The sequence below is a fragment of the Luteibacter sp. P4_E6 genome (genome assembly GCF_056401535.1).
Map to the genome: position 1 here is coordinate 1 of NZ_JBFUJE010000046.1, position 17,115 is coordinate 17,115.

At 65.4% G+C, this 17,115-nt stretch carries 17 protein-coding genes; 8 read left to right on the forward strand and 9 right to left on the reverse strand.

The genetic code is table 11. From position 1 onward, the window contains the following. Positions 1–1,212 (reverse strand): lysylphosphatidylglycerol synthase domain-containing protein (locus AC1DT2_RS05160; protein ID WP_477294857.1); only part of this gene is annotated, 1,212 nt, incomplete at its 3' end. Between the two features lie 243 nt (positions 1,213–1,455). On the opposite strand from AC1DT2_RS05160, the gene AC1DT2_RS05165 reads away from it, so the two are divergent. Next, the gene (locus tag AC1DT2_RS05165) at positions 1,456–3,411 is read left to right on the forward strand and encodes an LTA synthase family protein (protein WP_477294859.1); all 1,956 of its coding nucleotides are present in this window, start codon (positions 1,456–1,458) and stop codon (positions 3,409–3,411) included. Positions 3,412–3,470: 59 nt separating this feature from the next. On the opposite strand, the gene AC1DT2_RS05170 is transcribed toward AC1DT2_RS05165, so the two are convergent. Together AC1DT2_RS05170 and AC1DT2_RS05175 are read right to left on the reverse strand one after the other, a co-directional pair. Continuing rightward, positions 3,471–4,892, reverse strand: a complete 1,422-nt coding sequence (locus AC1DT2_RS05170) for a nicotinate phosphoribosyltransferase (RefSeq protein WP_477294861.1) — start codon at positions 4,890–4,892, stop codon at positions 3,471–3,473. A gap of 41 nt (positions 4,893–4,933) precedes the next feature. Then, positions 4,934–5,635 (reverse strand): pirin family protein, encoded by a 702-nt coding sequence (locus AC1DT2_RS05175; protein ID WP_063573042.1) that lies wholly within the window; start codon positions 5,633–5,635, stop codon positions 4,934–4,936. Between the two features lie 198 nt (positions 5,636–5,833). Between AC1DT2_RS05175 and AC1DT2_RS05180 the strand changes: the two genes are divergently transcribed. Continuing rightward, positions 5,834–6,841: an LLM class flavin-dependent oxidoreductase gene (locus AC1DT2_RS05180; protein ID WP_213949944.1), complete on the forward strand. Its 1,008-nt coding sequence runs from the start codon at positions 5,834–5,836 to the stop codon at positions 6,839–6,841. Positions 6,842–6,845: 4 nt separating this feature from the next. Further along, positions 6,846–7,304, forward strand: coding sequence for a putative toxin-antitoxin system toxin component, PIN family (locus AC1DT2_RS05185; RefSeq protein ID WP_477294864.1), 459 nt, complete (start codon positions 6,846–6,848; stop codon positions 7,302–7,304). 87 nt (positions 7,305–7,391) lie between these two features. Here AC1DT2_RS05185 and AC1DT2_RS05190 read toward each other — a convergent pair whose 3' ends face one another. Then, a complete protein-coding gene (locus AC1DT2_RS05190; RefSeq protein ID WP_477294866.1) occupies positions 7,392–8,297 on the reverse strand; it encodes a LysR family transcriptional regulator in 906 nt (301 codons plus the stop codon). Positions 8,298–8,399: 102 nt separating this feature from the next. On the opposite strand from AC1DT2_RS05190, the gene AC1DT2_RS05195 reads away from it, so the two are divergent. Beyond that, positions 8,400–9,110, forward strand: coding sequence for an SDR family oxidoreductase (locus AC1DT2_RS05195; protein ID WP_477294868.1), 711 nt, complete (start codon positions 8,400–8,402; stop codon positions 9,108–9,110). A 12-nt stretch (positions 9,111–9,122) separates the two neighbouring features. Here AC1DT2_RS05195 and AC1DT2_RS05200 read toward each other — a convergent pair whose 3' ends face one another. After that, positions 9,123–9,770 carry a DUF6348 family protein gene (locus AC1DT2_RS05200; protein ID WP_063572951.1) on the reverse strand — a complete coding sequence of 216 codons (648 nt, stop codon included), beginning with the start codon at positions 9,768–9,770 and terminating at the stop codon, positions 9,123–9,125. Between the two features lie 27 nt (positions 9,771–9,797). Beyond that, entirely contained in the window at positions 9,798–10,631 is an 834-nt protein-coding gene (locus AC1DT2_RS05205) for a DUF72 domain-containing protein (RefSeq protein WP_477294871.1), read from the reverse strand. 51 nt (positions 10,632–10,682) lie between these two features. Between AC1DT2_RS05205 and AC1DT2_RS05210 the strand changes: the two genes are divergently transcribed. Beyond that, positions 10,683–11,303, forward strand: coding sequence for a response regulator (locus AC1DT2_RS05210; RefSeq protein ID WP_063572950.1), 621 nt, complete (start codon positions 10,683–10,685; stop codon positions 11,301–11,303). A gap of 2 nt (positions 11,304–11,305) precedes the next feature. On the opposite strand, the gene AC1DT2_RS05215 is transcribed toward AC1DT2_RS05210, so the two are convergent. Continuing rightward, complete coding sequence (locus AC1DT2_RS05215; protein ID WP_477294873.1) at positions 11,306–12,286, reverse strand: GlxA family transcriptional regulator; 981 nt, start codon at positions 12,284–12,286, stop codon at positions 11,306–11,308. A 96-nt stretch (positions 12,287–12,382) separates the two neighbouring features. Here AC1DT2_RS05215 and AC1DT2_RS05220 point away from each other — a divergent pair, with 96 nt between their 5' ends. The 3 genes from AC1DT2_RS05220 to bla all read left to right on the forward strand — a co-directional run bounded on the left by AC1DT2_RS05220 (position 12,383) and on the right by bla (position 15,109). Further along, positions 12,383–13,024 (forward strand): HD domain-containing protein, encoded by a 642-nt coding sequence (locus AC1DT2_RS05220; RefSeq protein ID WP_477294875.1) that lies wholly within the window; start codon positions 12,383–12,385, stop codon positions 13,022–13,024. 72 nt (positions 13,025–13,096) lie between these two features. Next, entirely contained in the window at positions 13,097–14,200 is a 1,104-nt protein-coding gene (locus tag AC1DT2_RS05225; protein ID WP_477294877.1) for a PepSY-associated TM helix domain-containing protein, read from the forward strand. 84 nt (positions 14,201–14,284) lie between these two features. Further along, positions 14,285–15,109: a subclass B3 metallo-beta-lactamase gene (gene bla / locus AC1DT2_RS05230; RefSeq protein ID WP_477294879.1), complete on the forward strand. Its 825-nt coding sequence runs from the start codon at positions 14,285–14,287 to the stop codon at positions 15,107–15,109. A 39-nt stretch (positions 15,110–15,148) separates the two neighbouring features. Here the strand turns inward: bla and AC1DT2_RS05235 are convergent, their stop codons facing one another. Next, the gene (locus tag AC1DT2_RS05235; RefSeq protein ID WP_063571575.1) at positions 15,149–16,039 is read right to left on the reverse strand and encodes an acyltransferase; all 891 of its coding nucleotides are present in this window, start codon (positions 16,037–16,039) and stop codon (positions 15,149–15,151) included. A 47-nt stretch (positions 16,040–16,086) separates the two neighbouring features. Beyond that, the coding region (gene ligD, locus AC1DT2_RS05240) for a non-homologous end-joining DNA ligase (protein WP_477294882.1) at positions 16,087–17,115 on the reverse strand (1,029 nt) is incomplete at its 5' end.

Sequence of the window (17,115 nt, forward strand, 5' to 3'; positions counted from 1 at the left end):
GGTCAACACATAGGCGGCGTCGAGACGGCGCTGCAGGCCGCGGGCGAGGATCAGCAGGAGCATGCCGACGACGCTGGAGAGGAAATGCGAGACCTCGACCAGGGGCAGCGGCACGAAGCCACGCAGGATTTCCATGCGCCCTGGTATCGCCAGGGTGGCGCCCGAGAAGAGCAGCACGGCGCCGGCAAGYAGCGTCAGGCCGGCGAAGAACGGCGGCAGCAGGCTACTGAACCACGGCGTGATCAACGCCGTGTGGCGCAGGCCGCGGATTTCGCGCCAGATGACCATGAGGGTGGCCACGCCAAGCGGCAGGAGGTAGTAGACGAGACGGAAGGCCGTCAGTGAACCGAGGATCGGGGCCTCCAGGCCATGATTTCCGGTCGCACCGAAACCAGCCAGCATGACCGCCTCGAAGACGCCCAGGCCACCCGGCACGTGGCTGATCAGTCCGGCCATTTGCGCCAGCACGAAAATCGCCAGGAAGTGGCCGAATCCGCCCACGATTTCCTGCGGCATGAGGACGTAGAGCACGCCCGAAGCCAGGCCCCAATCGAGCGCGCCAATGAGGATCTGCCGGGCCGCGACCTGCGGGGTCGGCGTATGGAAGGCCCAGCGCCCGATGCGAAGGGGTCGACGCACCAGCGCGGCGGCGGCGAACCAGGCGAGTGGAACCAGGGTAAGCAGGATCGCCAGCGGAATACGCAGGCCCGAAAGCGGCACTTCCGGCGGAATCGGCACGATCAACAGCGTCACGCCGGTCAGGGCGGCGAGGCCGAGCCAGAAACTCAAGGTGGTGTAGAGGACGACGCGGGCTACTTCGCCCGTGCTCAGTCCAGCCTGCACATAGAAGCGATAGCGGATCGAACCGGACACCAGCAGGGACATGCCCAGCGCATTGGAGAAGGCGTAACTGATAAAGGAGATGAAACCGACGCGCTTCGCCGGCAGGCGCCGCCCGATGCTGGCCAGTCCGAACCAGTCGTAGAGCGTCATCACGGCGAAGCCGGCGCCCGTGAGCACGATGGCCAGGGCGATATCGGCATTCGGCAGGCTGTGCACGTAGGCGCCGATCTGCCGGTACGTGACCTCCGTGGCCATGGCGTGCAACGCCCACAGCGCCAGGCACAGGAGCAGGAGGGACAGCAACGGGCCGCCCGCTCGACGTAGCAAAGTCGCGTACAGCGCGGGCTTCGTCAGGGGCGTGTCATTCATTGGCAGCTCCGCCCTCGTCTCGTGCTCCACTGCGTCCGCGGCTCCATTGGTTATCGTAAGGTCGTGTAGGGTGCCACAGAGCGCGTTCAGGCGGCAGGTCGCCACGTGCACGGCGTTCATTATGGGGCCCGGGCGGCTTCGGAAGCTTGCGGTGGGGGCTGGGAAAGCCTTACGTAAGCTGCCTTAATTACCCTCTTGGCACACTCTGCCCGCTTTCCGGCTGGCGACCTTACGCGAGGCACCATGCGTTCAGATCCTTCGGCACAAGGCGTCCTGCGCCAGCGTTTCCGGCCCCTCCTCTGGTTCGGCGTCCTTTTCGTCGGTGTGGCCTTCCTGGTCCGCCTGATCCTGCTGATCAAGACCGGACACGATATTCCTGCCGAGCCGGGCAAGTGGCTCTACCTGTTCGGCGTGGGCCTGGGCTACGACCTGGTCACCTTCCTCTACTTCGCCTGGCCCATGCTGCTGGTGCTCTGGCTGCTGCCCCGCCGGGCTTACCTGTCGCGCTGGGGTCACCGGATCTTCGTTGGCTTCTGCTTCGTGCTGACCTTCGCCGTGCTGTACCTGGGCGCCGCCGAGCTGGTCTTCTGGGGCGAGTTCAGTGCCCGCTTCAATTTCATCGCGGTGGACTATCTCGTCTATACGCACGAAGTGGTCGGAAACATCCAGGAGTCGTACCCGATCGTCACCTGGTCGTTGCTCCTGCTGCTGGCGACGGTGCTGGTGATCTTCTTCAGCCGGCGCACCCTGAAGGCGCGCGACGAGGGCTCGCGCTTCGCCGGCCGCTCGGCCGTGGTCGGGGTCTGGCTGGTACTGACCGTGGCGGTGAGCTTCGCCGTCGACGGCTCCATGAAGGACCGTTCGACCAACAACTACGTCAACGAGCTGGCCGGCAACGGCATCTATCAGTTCTTCGCGGCGTTCCGGAACAACGAGCTGGACTACGCGAAGTACTACCCGACGATTCCCGACGACCAGGCCTTCAGCAACCTGCGCGAGCTGGTGAAGACGCCCAACGCCACGTTCACCAGCAGCGACCCGAAAGACATCACTCGCACCATCGTCGCCGACGGCACCGAGAAGAAGCTCAACGTGGTGCTGATCAGCGTGGAGAGCCTGTCCGGCGATTACGTCGAAGGCCTCAACGTCAGCAAGCACATGGGGCTCACGCCGAACCTCGACGCCCTGGCCGCGAAGAGCCTGTTCTTCACCCAGCTTTATGCCAACGGCACGCGCACGGTGCGCGGCCTCGAAGCGCTGTCGCTGTCGGTGCCGCCGACGCCCGGCGAGTCCATCGTCAAGCGTCCGGGTAACGAGAACCTGAATTCGCTGGCCGACGTGTTCAATGCGAAGGGCTACACCTCCGAGTTCGTCTACGGCGGTTATGGCTACTTCGACAACATGAACCACTTCTTCGCCAGCAACGGCTACACGGCGGTGGACCGTAACGTCATCGACAACAAGGACATCCACGCCGAGAACGTCTGGGGCGTGGCCGACGAAGACCTGTTCACCCTTGTCATGAAGCGGATGGACGAGTCGTACGCCAAGGGCAAGCCGTATTTCGGCCATGTCATGACCACCTCGAACCATCGTCCGTACACCTTCCCCGAAGGTCGCGTGAATGCGAAGCAGGGTGCGCGGAATTCGGCGGTGCGTTACACCGACTGGGCCCTGGCCGACTTCCTCAAGCGCGCGTCGACCAAGCCATGGTTCGACGATACCGTCTTCGTCATCACCGCCGACCATTGCGCCAGCAGCGCCGGCAAGACCAGCCTGCCGGTGGACAAGTACCACATCCCGCTTTTCATCTATTCGCCCAAGCACATCGCGCCGGGTCGCGTGGATCGCCTGATGAGCCAGATCGACATCCCGCCGACCGTGCTGGGCTTGCTGAACTTCAGCTACACCTCGCACTTCTACGGCTACGACCTGTTCAAGCTCGAGCCGGGCCGCGAGCGCACCTTCATGAGCACCTACCAGGAGCTCGGTTACATGCGCGACGGTCGCCTCACCTCACTCATTCCGCGTGAGCCGGTGAAGGAGATGACGCCTGATCTGGTCTCGGGCGATGCGACCGTGGCGAAGGCCGACCCCGTGGATGCGAAGGATGCGATCACGTATTACCAGACGGCCGCGTATCTGTTTACGCATGGGCTGATGACGAAGAAGGGCAGCGCTGCGACAACGCCCCCCTAAACGTCCTGTAGGAGCCGATTCATYGGCGAATGGGTGCTTGCGATGACCGATCCCGCTATCTAGCGCCCCGCGGCAGCGCGTTCGCGCACTTCCGCGAACGTCCAGTCCCGCAGCAGCTCGCCGTTCTCCCAAACCGTAACCATCGCTTCTTCCCAGCCGGGCTCAAGATCCTCCGGTGCGAGCGACACCGCATCGTCCGGTAACGCCACGGTACGGTAGCTGCCGTACTCGCGATGGCGCACGAGGGTCATGCGGCCGCGCTTGGATGTCTTGCCCTGGTCGGTGACGGGATCCTTCCAGACGTCGCGCCACTCGCCTTCGATGCGCACCGCCGAGCATTTGAGCGCGAACTTCTGCGTATCGCGGGTGAGCTTCTGCAACAGTGCGCCGCCCATGCCGAAGGCGAGGTTGTCAGCGGCGTAGCCGGCGCCGGTGATGCGTTCGAGGATGGCCCGGATGCTTTCCGGATTGACGCCGTCGCCCTGGATCACCCGCACGTGGTTCAGTACACGAAAGCCCTTGCCGTTCACCGTGCTGCCGAAGGCCTCGTCRAGCAGGGTCACGCAGCGGTGCACGACGTCGACCGGGTCGCCGGAGTCGGGACGGACGATGACGGTGGCGCCGGAAGCGATGACCTCGTCGCGCAGCGTCTTGCCCCAGTGTTCGGCAATGGCGTGGAAAATGTCGTAGCTGTCGGACACCACGGCAACGAGGCCGCCGGGCCTGGCAAAGTGCTTGAGCATGTTCCGGTACGCATCGACTTCATGCTCGCGGCCCCAGCTGGTGATCGTGCTGTGCTCGGCGGCCGGAATCGAATAGCCGGCCATCGGCTCGCCATAGAACGCCCGTGCGGCGAGCACCCCGGACACGGTGTCGGTGCCCATGAAGTTGACCAGGTGCGCCATGCCGCCGAGGCCGGCGGACTCCGCGCTGGAGACGCCACGTGCGCCGAAGTCGTGCAGCTTGAAAGGAATCTGTCCGGCAGGATCGTCCGAGGTCTTTTCCAGGTACTGCAGCAGGGTCCGGCGTGCCTGCCAGCTGATCGTCGCCACGGTTACCGGGTACCAGAGGCGCAACAGCAGGGTTTCGAGGTACGACGGTAGCCAGAAAGCCTCGGGGTCGGTCGACTCGATGGTGACTAGCGCCTGGTGCGTGGGTACGACGGAGCCTTCGGCTACGGCGCGGATGCGCACGGGCAACCTGCCGCCGTGGACATCCACGATGCGTCGCCAACCGGTTTCATTGAAGGGCTCGCCGTGGGCGGCGAAGAAGTCACGCGCCGCATCCACGTCCGCATGCGTGACGGCGCGGCCGAGGCGTGATTTCAGGACGGCCTGGAGGCCGAAGAACACCGTGCTTTCGTACGTGCCGCCACGCGATTCCACGTAGAAGAAGGTGGCGTCGGTTCCCGGCGGGTACTGCAGCCAGTGGCTGGCTTTGTAGCTGTCGGTGTCGAGGATGGGGTTGTCGAGGTAGGACATGCCGTGGGTCGTCATGACCCACAGCATACCCCTGGTGTGACTTATGCCGCGCTGTCGACCAGCACCAGTTCGGCATCCGCCGAGGCCGTGATGCGAAGCGTGGTCTCGTCGCGGATCGCGGCGCCGTCGCCCTTGTTGAGCGTCTTGCCGTTGACCTGCACCGAGCCTTCGGCCGGCACCATGTACGCGAAGCGACCCTCGCCAAGCGTGTATTCCACGGTCTCGCCGGCCTTCACGCTGGCGCCGAGGACGCGGGCATCCGTGCGGATCGGCAGCGCGTCGCCATCACCGGCCATGCCGCTGGCCAGGGTGACGAACTGGCCGGAACGCTCGCCCTTCGGAAACGGACGGGTGCCCCACGACGGTGCCTTGCGCTCGCCGTCCGGAATGATCCAGATCTGGAAGATCCGGGTGGCTTCCGGCTCGGCGTTGTACTCAGCGTGGCGGATGCCGGTGCCTGCGCTCATCACCTGCACATCTCCCGCCTCGGTGCGACCCTTGTTGCCCAGGCTGTCCTCGTGGGTGATCGCGCCTTCACGGACATAGGTGATGATTTCCATGTCCGAATGCGGGTGCGCCGGGAAGCCGGTGCCGGCGGCGATCGTGTCGTCGTTCCACACGCGCAGCGCGCCCCAGCCCATCCGCTTCGGGTCGCTGTACGAGGCGAAGGAGAAGTGGTGCTTCGCATCGAGCCAACCGTGGTTGGCACCGCCAAGACTGTTGAAGCTGCGGACGTCGATCATGTCGTGCTCCCCCGGAATTACCGGACTGGGTGAGTGAATGGGTGTATTTTCCTCCCCCGTCGCGGGCTGCGGAGCATCGTTCCGCCGAACGGATTGTTTCCCCGGGATAGCTTGTGAGGGTTGCAAAATGCCCCTCTCCCGCCCATCTGCTACGGATTGGCGGTTCGCCCGCCTCCCCCTTTCAAGAGGTGTCTGCGGATGATTCCGTTCTCGGTACTCGACCTGTCCCCGGTGGCGCGCGGCTCCACCCCTGGCCAGTCGCTGCGTAACTCGCGCGACCTCGCCCAGCACGCCGAAGCGCTCGGTTTCCATCGCTACTGGCTGGCCGAGCACCACAACATGACCGGCATCGCGAGCGCCGCCACGTCCGTCGTGATCGGTTTCATCGCCGAAGGCACGAAGACGATTCGTGTCGGCTCGGGCGGCATCATGTTGCCTAACCATGCCCCGTTGGTGATCGCCGAACAGTTCGGCACCCTCGCCTCGCTGTATCCGGGTCGCATCGACCTTGGCCTTGGCCGGGCGCCGGGCACCGACCAGGGCACCGCGCGCGCCTTGCGCCGCTCCATGGGGCCCAGTGACGACCGTTTCCCGGACGACGTACAGGAACTGCAGCTTTTCCTCGGCCCGCAGCAGCCGGGTCAGACCGTACGCGCCGTGCCGGGCATGGATACCAACGTGCCGCTGTGGCTGCTGGGCTCGAGCCTGTTCAGTGCGCAGCTCGCCGCGCATCTGGGCCTGCCCTTCGCCTTCGCCTCGCATTTCGCGCCGGACATGATGATGAAGGCGCTCGAGGTGTACCGGCACATGTTCCGTCCGTCGGAGGTGCTCGACAAGCCTTACGCCATGCTCGGCATCAATGTGGTGGCTGCGGCCACCGATGAAGAGGCGCGTCGCCTGTTCACCTCGCAGCAGCAGGCATTCTGGAATCTGCGCCGCGGTGCACCGGGTACGCTCCCGCCGCCGGTGAACTCGATGGACGGCGTCTGGACGCCGATGGAGAAGGCGCAGGTCGACCATGCGTTGTCCTGCGCGGTGGTCGGCTCGCCGGATACCGTGCGCGACGGTCTTGCGGAGTTCATCGAACGCACGGGCGCCGACGAACTCATCATCACGGCGCAGATCTTCGACCATGCGGCCCGCAAGGAGTCGTATTCGATCGTCGCCGCGCAGCACGCGAAGCTCGCTGAGCGTTCGGCGGCCTGATCGCGTGCGAGTCGTCCTGGACACGAATGTCTGTCTGGACGCGTTCGTGTTCGACGATCCACGCGCCGCGACGCTCGTCGCGGCGCTTGTCGCCGGTGACGTCGAAGCGGTGACGCGGGCCGATTGCCGGGATGAGTGGCTCGGCGTGTTGGCGTATCCCGCGCTGAAGCTGGATGAAGCGCGTCGTGCGGAAGCGGCGACGCGTTTCGACGGTGTCGTTACGTTACTGGATGGCGTCGCCGCCGGTGAGGTGACGGCCGACGGCGGTCGGGATGCCGTGCCACGTGTACCGCTGCCGCGTTGTCGCGATCCTGACGACCAGAAGTTTCTCGAACTTGCCCAGGCGTCGGGCGCGTCCGTGTTGTTTTCGCGGGATGCCGAAGTGCTGCGGTTGGCGCGGCGTACGGTGCGTGACGGGTTGTTTGAGATTCTGAAGCCTGAAGATTGGGCGGGGCCTGCGTAACCCGCTGCCGCGGGATCGCCGATGAATCGGCTCCTACCAAGCAGAGCCCCACGTTGATTTTGTAGGAGCCKATTCATCGGCGATGCTCTACTCCCCACCCCACCGCCAGTCGTCCTTGAGCCTCTCCGCACAAAACTCGACGAAGCGCCGCACCTTCGGCGCCAGATGCTGCGCATTCGCATAGACCGCCTGCAGCGGCGCGGCAGGAATGGTGCAGTCCGGAAGCACGCGCACCAGGCGCCCGTTGCCGAGGTCGTCGCCCACGTCCCAGATGGACTTCTGCACGATGCCGCCACCTGCCAGCGCGAGGGTGTGAGCGGCCTCGCCGTCGTTGGTGATGAAGGCCGGATTGACGCGCACCGAGACCGATTCGCCGGCGTGCTGGAAATGCCATTCGCGCGTCGGTTGCTCGCCGAACACGATGCAGTCGTGACCGGCCAGGGCCACCAGTTCGGCCGGCATGCCACGCCGGGCAAGATAGGATGGCGCCGCGCACAACACGCGGAAGTTCGGTGCCAGCGAGCGGGCGATCATCGAGGAGTCGGCCAGATTGCCGAAGCGGATCGCGAGGTCCACACCTTCGTCGACGATATCGACCAGCGCATCGGTAAGGGTGAGATGCACGTTGAGCTCGGGATGCGCCAGGCGGAACGCGACGGTGAGCGGGGCAATACGACGGCGCCCGAAGGCACGCGGGGCGGTCACTCGCAACACGCCCGCCACGGCGTCACGGCTGCGCGATACCGCTGCCTCGGCTTCCTGCACTTCGGCCAGGATGCGCACGCAACGGGCGTGAAACGCCTCGCCCTCTTCGGTCAACGACTGACGGCGCGTGGTGCGCTGTAACAGGCGAACGCCCAGCCGGGTCTCCAGCGCGCTGAGGCGCTTGCTGACGACCGCCAGGGAGAGATCCAGCTCACGCGCGGCGCCGGAGAGGCTGCCGGCGGAAACGATCCGGGCGAACACGGTCAGCTCAAGCAGGTTGTCGATCATTCTTCGGTCCCGGGCAAGAGTCTTTCAGCCTCACAAGCCTTTGTCGGCTCCTGGGCAAGGATCATAGTGATCCCACCTTCTTCCCGCTTGTAGAGGCTCACCATGTTCTCTTTCACGAATCAGGACGTCCTTGTGGTCGGCGGTAGCTCCGGTATCGGCCTGGCCACCGCGAAAGCCTTCGCCACCGCCGGAGCGCGCGTCACGATCGCTTCGCGTTCCAGCGACAAGCTCGACGCTGCGCTGAAGGAACTCGGCGGCGACGCGCGGTCCGAGGTGCTCGACACCGGTGACGCGCAAGCCGTCGAGGCCTTCCTGTCCGGGCACACATGGAACCATGTGGTCGTCTCGGCCGCGAAAACGCCCAGCGGCCCCATTCGCCAGCTCTCGCTGGAAGACGCGCACAAGGCCATGGAGAGCAAGTTCTGGGGCGCCTATCGCGTCGCCCGCGCCGCGCGTATCAGGGAGGGTGGCTCACTGACGATCGTCTCGGGATTTCTCTCGGTGCGCCCGAGCGCCACGTCCGTGCTGCAGGGCGCGATCAATGCCGCGCTGGAAAGCCTGGTGCGCGGCATGGCCCTGGAGTTCTCGCCGGTCCGCGTCAACGCCGTGTCGCCCGGCATGATCCGCACGCCCCTGTGGAGTGGCATGGATGAGGACAAGCGCGAGGCGATGTTCGCCGCCGTGGCCGAGAAGCTCCCGGCGAAGCGTGCTGGCGAGCCCGAGGACATTGCCAACGCGATCCTCTATGCCGCGGCGACGCCATTCACGACCGGCTCCACGATCGTCGTCGATGGTGGAGGCTCGATCGCCTGAGGCTCGGTTGCCTCAGTCCACCGGCACCAGCGCGATGAAGTTACGCAGGCTGTAGTAGCGATCGTGCTGCGGCCACTCCACCGACGCGACGGCCTTGTGCCCGGCGGCCCAGGGCTCGTTGTCGAGCAACACTTCGACCTGGGTCTTGCCGTCGCCGACATTGCCGTAGAACACGCGGATCCAGTGCACGTCGTTGGTTAGCGGCGCCGTGGAAATCGCGGCTTCGAGGGCGGAGAGGCCGTCCTCGGGAATCTCCATCGGGGCGTCCTTCTCACCTCGCAGCGTGAAATCACCGATGTAGGCGGTGAAACGATGCACGCCGGCGGTGAGTTCGTGCACGGCAAGCTTTTCCTTGTTCACCGCGTGCCAGCACGCGGCCAACACCACGTGGAAATCGTTGCGCGCAAAGCTGTCCAGCGCGTCGCGACAGCCGGCCTTGCCGGTGCCGATGCCGCCGAAGCTCTCCTCAATGGTGCGCTCCTCGTCGAGCACGATATCCAGGTCGAGGCGACCCATCCCGCCGTCCTTGCCTTCGTGCCAGATGCCGCGCAAGGCGGGGTAGTCATCGCCTTCGGTGAGCAGCCAATCTTCGTCGGGCTCGAGTTCCACGCCATGCTCGGCGAAAAGGTCGATGAGGGTGTTCTGGATGAGACGGTCCATGGGTCGTCCATTATGAAAAAGAGGAGATTACGCGTTGTCGGCGAGCTTGCCGAGCGCTACGGCGGCCGACGGATTGCGTTCCTTGGCCGCCGAGATGAAATAGACGAAGACATCCCGGGGCGCGCCGTTGGCCAGAGCGTCGCCGACGTGGGGCAGGTCGAGGGGATCGCCGCCGGAAGCCCAGGTGGTGGCGTGCTTCGCCCAGGCCTTCAGCTCCTTCGCCGGATAGCCGGTTTTTTCGGGAGCCCGGCTGCGCATCAGCCGCGCATAGACGAAGGGCCCGGTGAGATCCGCGAAGGAGGGATGTTCCGCCGAGTCGGTGAACACGGTGGCTACGCCGCGCGCCCGTGCCAGTTCGAGCCAGCGCTCATCCATGAAACTCTCGTTGCGCACTTCCACGGCGTGCCGCAGGGCGATGCCGCCGGCCTTCTCGGGCAACAGGTCGAGAAAGGCCGCCATGTCGTCCGGGTCGAAGGAGCGGGTGGCCAGGAACTGCCACAGGATCGGTCCGAGACGGTCGCCGAGCGCGCTGGCGCCCTCGACGAAGCGGTCGATACGTTCGCCCGCGGTCGCCAGTTGCTTCGTCTGCACGATATGGCGCGGTGCCTTGACCGAGAAGACGAAGCCTTCCGGTGTGTCCGCCGCCCATTTGCGGTACGTCGCCGCGTCGGGCGCACGGTAATAGGTGCCGTTGATCTCGATGGCCGTGACCTGCCGGCTGGCGTATTCCAGCTCACGCTTCTGCACCAGGTCGTCCGGATAGAACACGCCACGCCAGGGCGCGAACACCCAGCCACCCATGCCGGTGCGGATGTGTCCGGGAGTAAGGGTTTTCTTGCTGTCGCGCCGGGTCGCCATCATCGGTCGATGCTCGCAAGGTCGGAGTGGAGGCGGTGTCGTTATACTGCGCCCATGCCGTCCATCCGTATCATGACCGTCGACGACCATCCCCTGCTACGCGAGGGCATCGCCGCCGTCATTGAAGGTCAGGACGAACTGGAACTGGTTGCGGAGGCGAGCACGGGCGAGGAGGCGATCGACCATTATCGCCGGCATCGCCCGGACCTCACCCTGATGGACCTGCAGATGCCGGGCATCGGCGGTATTGCCGCGATCGAAGCGATTCGCAGCGAATTCCCGGATGCACGCATCCTGGTCCTGACCACCTACCGCGGCGACGTACAGGCACTACGTGCCTTCCGCGCAGGCGCCCAGGGTTATCTGCTCAAGAGCGAACTGCGTAAGGAAATGCTCAGCACCATTCGACAAATCATGGACGGCAAGCGCCGCATACCCGAGGAGATAGCGCACGAAATGGCAGGCCACGCAAACGACGACGAACTGACCCCCCGCGAAACCGAAGTACTCACCCATGTCGCCATGGGCGAAGCCAACCGTAACGTCGCGTTGGCGCTGGGTATCGCCGAGGAGACGGTCAAGGCTCACATGAAAAGCATCCTGTCCAAGTTGGCCGCGAACGACCGCACGCACGCGGTGGCCATCGCGTTGCGCCGGGGCATCATCGAACTCTGAAGTTATGGCGTGTGGGCGTGCGCGTGCCGTTTGCGGTACTCGGCGGGCGTGACGCCGACACGGCGCATGAAGGCGCGCCGCAGACCGTTGGGGTCGGCATAGCCGCAGCGCGACGCGACGCGCTTGGGTGTTTCGTGGCCTTCTTCGAGCAGGCGCCGTGCGGCTTCCACGCGCATCGTCTCGACGAACTCCGCTGGCGTCATGCCGACCTCGTGGCGGAATATCCGTGCGAAGTGGCGCGGACTCATGCCAACACGTTGGGCCATGGCGGTTACGGAGTGTTCTTCGGCGGGATGCGTGGCCACGTAACGCTGCAATTCCTGCAACGCACCGCGGCCGGCGGGTGCCGCCTCGCCGTGGCGACTGAACTGCAGTTGCCCGCCCGGGCGTCGGTAGAACACCACCAGCTCGGCGGCCACGGCCATCGCGATGTCGCGATCGAGGTCTTCCTCGACCAGGGCGATGGCCAGGTCCATGCCGGCGGTGACGCCTGCCGCCGTGCATACCGGGCCATCGCGGACGACGAAGGCATCCGCCTCCACGTGTAAGGACGGATGCCGCTCGGCGAGCAGGCCGGCCACCTTCCAGTGAGTGGTGACGCGCCGGCCGTCCAGCAGGCCCGTCTGGGCGAAGAGCAGGGCGCCGCTGCAAATCGAGCCATACCGGCGGGACACGGCCGCGTGCCGGCGCAGCCAGTCGAGCAGGCTGTAATCGGTGGCGGCACGGGACAGGTCGGGCGACCCCGCAACGAGCAGGGTATCGATACGGTCGAGGTTCTCGAGCGTGCTTCGATCCGGCAGGAAGCGCATGCCGGACGACGCCGTGACCGCCAGCGGGGCCGTGCCGACGGTGAGCACCCGATACACCTCGCGCCGTGCCTGCCGGTTGGCCTCGGCGAACACGTCGGCGGGCCCGGAAACGTCGAGCATCTGCACCCCGGGTGGGGCGACGATGACGATCGTGAGGGGAGGCGGCGACTGCATGGGGCACAACATGGCAGAAATTGCTATCTCGCGTCAAATGAAGACGGGAGGGTCAGGGCGTCAAATAGCTCTACCCACCGCATGAGGCCTAACGCCATGTCCACCACCATTGCCGGTATCGCCCTTCCCGACAGCGCCCTCGCCCGCGAGATCACCGATCTGGTCCGTGATACGGAGAGCGATCTGCTGTACCACCACTCGCGCCGCGTCTTCCTGTTCGGCGCCCTCACCGGCAAGGCCAAGGGCCTTGTCTTCGATCCCGAGCTGCTCTACGCCGGCGCCATGTTCCATGACATGGGCCTGGTGCCTGCCTACTCCAGCAAGACCGAGCGCTTCGAAGTCGACGGCGCCAACGTAGCGCGTGATTTCCTGCGCTCGAAGGGCATCGACGAGGCGCAGATCGACATCGTGTGGGCTTCTATCGCGCTGCACACCACGCCCGGCGTGCCGCAGCACATGAAGCCTGAAATCGCGTTGTTGACCGCCGGTGTCGAAATGGACGTGCTCGGCCTTGGCTTCGAGAACGTGGCCACCAGCGACCGCGAGACCGTGGCGCATGTCCACCCACGGGGCGGTGCCTTCAAGGAGGGCATCATCGACGCCTTCTACAATGGCGTGCGAAACAAGCCGGAAACCACCTTCGGCAACGTGAAAGCGGACGTCATGGCTTATAAGCAGCCCGGCTTCCAGCGCACCGACTTCACGCAGTGCATTCTGCACAATCATTGGCCGTCGTAAGAAATCAGTAATTGATCTGATAATCATTCGCACCTACGATGACGGCCTTTCGCTTCCCGCAAGGCCGTCGTCATGCCGCACGCGCGCCGTTTCCGTTCCACACTGAAAACGATGCACCTGTGGCTCGGCCTCAGCCTCGGCCTCGTGCTGGCGCTGGTCACCCTCTCCGGCAGCATCCTGCTGTGGGAGGACCCGTTATTCGCCGCCGGGCATCCTCAGCTCACCTCGCGACCCCTGCCGGACCTGGCGACGCAAGGGCGCTCGCTGGCAACCCTGCTGGCCTCGCCGGACGGCAAGGGCTTGCGCGGCCTTTCCCTCCCGGACGACGAACTGCCGGTATGGGAAGCGCAGTCGCGTGCCGGCGGCCGCAGCTATTTCGATGCGACCACGGGCGAGTTGCTATTGCGCCGCGAGAAGACCGGCGACGTCATGCTGCTGCTGATGGACTGGCATACGCATCTGCTGAGCGGCGAAGTGGGCGAGACCATCCTGGGCGTCGTCGCCTGCACCGGTCTCTTCATGCTGTTCTCCGGCGTGTGGCTTTACTGGCCCGGCCGTCGACGCGCGCTGAGGCACCTCAAGCCACATACCCACCCGCCGGTGCTGCGCTGGGCGAGTTTTCACCGCTTCGTCGGCGTGGCCGCCCTGCCCTTGCTCATCGTCATGATCGGCACCGGCACGACGATGGCGTATCGCGGTGCGGTACGTAACGGCCTCGCGTCGGCCTTCAGCGAAGCGCCGCCGGCGAAGCCACCGAAGCTGCCGCCCGCGCACGGCAACATCGACTGGCCGGCCGTGCTGGCCGCGGCACAGGCCGCCGCGCCGGACGCCGAGATCACGCGGCTGATGCTTCCGCAGAAGGACAGCGGCACGCTTGTCCTGCGCGTTCGCCGGCCCGGCGAATGGAACAAGGACGGCCGTAGTTCGTTGTGGATGGATCCGGTGGCCGCGCGCGTCATCGGTGGCGATGACGCGACGCGACTCGGTCCGGGCCTGCGTCTGGCCAACGCCCTGTTCCCGATCCATTCGGCGGCGGTGGGCGGCCTGCTCTGGCGCATCGTGGCCTGCCTGACCGGCACGCTGCCCCTGTTCCTGCTCATCACCGGCTTCCTCTTCTGGCGTGCCCGCCGGCGACGCTCTGCCGCCGGCGCCGATTCATCGGCGAACGCTCGCTAGCCACACCGTCGCCCTCAACCCGACACCTCAACGCCCTACCCGCCCGCCTATCCTGCTTCCCGCCTTCCAACGGGAAACACCGTCATGCGCCGTACCCTGCTCGCCCTCGCCTGCTGCCTCGCCCTGCCCGCCGTCGCACACGATGCCGCACCCGTGACGATCGGCGCCAATCCGACGTGGACACAGCCCGTGGCACCGCACGTGATCTACGGGAACACGTACTACGTCGGCACCAAGGGACTGTCGTCGGTCCTGATCACGTCGCCCCAGGGTCATGTGCTGATCGACGGGACCTTACCGGGCAACGCCGGACTCATCGAAGCGAACATCCGCAAGCTCGGTTTTCGCGTCGAAGACATCAAGATGATCCTGAATACGCATGCACACGTCGACCATGCGGGAGGCATTGCCCAACTGGCGAAGGACAGCAAAGCGTCCGTGAGGGCAACCGCGAAGGGCGCCGAGGCCATGCGTCTGGGTGGCCACTATCCCGAGGATCCGCAATACGACCCTGGCGAAAAGCCGTATCCGAAAGTCGATGCGATCGGCGACATCGTCGACGGTACGGTGGTGCACGTGGGACAGCTGACCCTTACGGCGCACATCACCCCGGGCCATACCCCTGGCGGCACGGCATGGACGTGGCAGTCATGCGAAGGCACGTCGTGCAAGAACATCGCCTTCGCCGACAGCCTCTACGCCTTCGCGGCCCATGGCTATCGCTTCAGCGACCACCCGGCGTATGTCGCCGACTACCGCAAGACGTTCGATCGCGTCGCCGCGCTGCCCTGCGATGTACTGATCACGCCACACCCCGAACAGGGCGAAGGCGAAACCTGCAAGACCTACGCGGATGCCGGCCGTAAACGACTCGACGACGTCCTCACCAAGGAAACCTCAACCCCGTAGGAGCCGATTCATCGGCGATCCCACGGCAGCGGGCCCGAACTAGCGGCTGAGCATCGCCGTGATTCGCGCATCCTTCTCCGCCCAGAGCTGGTTCACCCAGTTCTGGAAGCGTTCGCGGTACACCGCGTCGTTCTCGTAGTCGCCGCGCATCGACGGATCGATGGACAGCCGTCGCACATGGATGCGGATGTCGCGGATACGGCCGGCGATCAGATCCATCATCGTGCCCGGCCCCGCCGGGTAGACAATGGTGACATCGAGCATCTGGCGGATCGCGTCACCCATGGCGTCGACCACGAAGGCGACGCCGCCGGCCTTGGGTCGTAGCAGGTGCGTATAGGGCGACTTCTGCGCATCGTGCTTGGCCTTGGTGAAGCGGGTGCCCTCGGTGAAGTTCATGACCGAGACCGGCACATGGCTGAACTTCTCGCAGGCGCGGCGCGTTGCCTCGCGGTCCTTGCCGCGCAGCTCCGGCCTGGCGTCCAGTTCCTGCTTCGAATGACGCTTCATGAAGGGGAAGTCCAGCGCCCACCAGGCTGGGCCCAGCAGCGGCACCCAGATCAGCTGACTCTTCAGGAAGAAGCGCATGAAGGGAATGCGCCGGTTGAAGATTTTTTGCAGCGCGGGGATATCCACCCAGCTCTGGTGGTTGCACACCACAAGATAATTCTCACGTGTGCTCAACCCCTCCAGGCCCTCCACCTGCCACTGTGTGCGCGTGAAGGCACCGAACAGCCAGGCATTGACGCTCAGCCAGCTCTCGGCGATATGCACCAGGACGGGGGCAAAGGCATCGCGCATCGAGCGCAGCGGGATGACCAGACGGACCGCCGTCAGCAGCAGGAGCGGCCCGACATGCAGCACGGTGCTGACGAACAGCAGCACGCAGGCGAGGGGGATGCGCAGGAATCGGGGGAGCGAAACGAACATAGGGTCGTCACGGAAGAATGAACCGGCAGTTTACTTGGATCGTCCCTTCAGCGTGCCGCGAGCACCTCGTCGACCGCTGCCAGGTCCTGCGTGATCTCGTCGATGCCCTCCCAGGGATCCTTTTTCAGGCGCGCGAGCCGTTTCGGCACCGTCGCCAGGTCGAAGGCACTGCCGGATTTGAGTCTTCCCAGTTCGTCCCAGCGCAGCGGCACGGCCACCGGGGCACCTGGCCGCGACCGTAGCGAATAGGACGCCACCGCCGTCGCGCCCCGGCCGTTACGCAGGTAGTCCAGGTAGATCCGGCCGCGCCGGAAGCGCTTGCTCGCCGTGGCGACGAACTCCAGCGGATGCAGCTGAGCCAGCGCTTCGGCAAAGCCGCGGGCGAAGCCCTTCACCGTTGCCCAATCCGCCCCCGGATTCAGTGGCACGACCACATGCAGTCCCTTGCCGCCGGTGGTCCGCACGAACGAGACCAGTCCGAGTTCCTCGAGAAAACCACGGACCATGCGCGCCGCTGCGATGACGCGACGCCACTCGACATCCTCGCCCGGGTCGAGGTCGAAGACGACGCGATCGGCGATGTCCGGCGATCCGATGTGCGAGCCCCAGGGATGGAACTCCACCGCGCCGAACTGGACCAGTTCGATCACGCCGGCCTCGTCCTTGGGATACAGGTACACCGCCTGTGCGCCGGTCTCCTCCTTCAGCTTCGCCGTGCCGACGTGTTCGAGGCCGGCCATCACGTGCTTCTGAAAGAAACACGGCGAGCCGATACCTCCGGGACAGCGAATCGTCGAGGTGGGCCGGTCGGCGATCGCCGGCAGGAGCCATGGCATCACGGCACGGTAGTAATCGACGACCTGCTGTTTGGTGATGCCGTCGTCGGGGAACACGACGCGATCGGGATGCGTAATGACCATCGAGACGGAGCTGTCGACGGCGGGACGTTTTGCCACTCGTTTCGTCGTCGGCCTGCGGTCGGAATCGCGCAGGTCGGCGGGCGCCTTGTCCACGCGCAGTGCCTTGAGGCTGGGCTGGCGTAGCAGGGATTTGTTGCCGATGCCGCGGTAATAGAC

What these genes read in the sequence shown, in the direction of transcription:
- AC1DT2_RS05190 (WP_477294866.1), bottom strand. Translation starts at nt 8,297, where the DNA reads ATGATCGACAACCTGCTTGAGCTGACCGTGTTCGCCCGGATCGTTTCC.
- AC1DT2_RS05215 (WP_477294873.1), bottom strand. Translation starts at nt 12,286, where the DNA reads ATGCAGTCGCCGCCTCCCCTCACGATCGTCATCGTCGCCCCACCCGGG.
- AC1DT2_RS05165 (WP_477294859.1), top strand. Translation starts at nt 1,456, where the DNA reads ATGCGTTCAGATCCTTCGGCACAAGGCGTCCTGCGCCAGCGTTTCCGG.
- AC1DT2_RS05180 (WP_213949944.1), top strand. Translation starts at nt 5,834, where the DNA reads ATGATTCCGTTCTCGGTACTCGACCTGTCCCCGGTGGCGCGCGGCTCC.
- AC1DT2_RS05200 (WP_063572951.1), bottom strand. Translation starts at nt 9,770, where the DNA reads ATGGACCGTCTCATCCAGAACACCCTCATCGACCTTTTCGCCGAGCAT.
- AC1DT2_RS05210 (WP_063572950.1), top strand. Translation starts at nt 10,683, where the DNA reads ATGCCGTCCATCCGTATCATGACCGTCGACGACCATCCCCTGCTACGC.
- AC1DT2_RS05235 (WP_063571575.1), bottom strand. Translation starts at nt 16,039, where the DNA reads ATGTTCGTTTCGCTCCCCCGATTCCTGCGCATCCCCCTCGCCTGCGTG.
- AC1DT2_RS05175 (WP_063573042.1), bottom strand. Translation starts at nt 5,635, where the DNA reads ATGATCGACGTCCGCAGCTTCAACAGTCTTGGCGGTGCCAACCACGGT.
- bla (WP_477294879.1), top strand. Translation starts at nt 14,285, where the DNA reads ATGCGCCGTACCCTGCTCGCCCTCGCCTGCTGCCTCGCCCTGCCCGCC.
- AC1DT2_RS05225 (WP_477294877.1), top strand. Translation starts at nt 13,097, where the DNA reads ATGCCGCACGCGCGCCGTTTCCGTTCCACACTGAAAACGATGCACCTG.
- AC1DT2_RS05205 (WP_477294871.1), bottom strand. Translation starts at nt 10,631, where the DNA reads ATGATGGCGACCCGGCGCGACAGCAAGAAAACCCTTACTCCCGGACAC.
- AC1DT2_RS05220 (WP_477294875.1), top strand. Translation starts at nt 12,383, where the DNA reads ATGTCCACCACCATTGCCGGTATCGCCCTTCCCGACAGCGCCCTCGCC.
- AC1DT2_RS05195 (WP_477294868.1), top strand. Translation starts at nt 8,400, where the DNA reads ATGTTCTCTTTCACGAATCAGGACGTCCTTGTGGTCGGCGGTAGCTCC.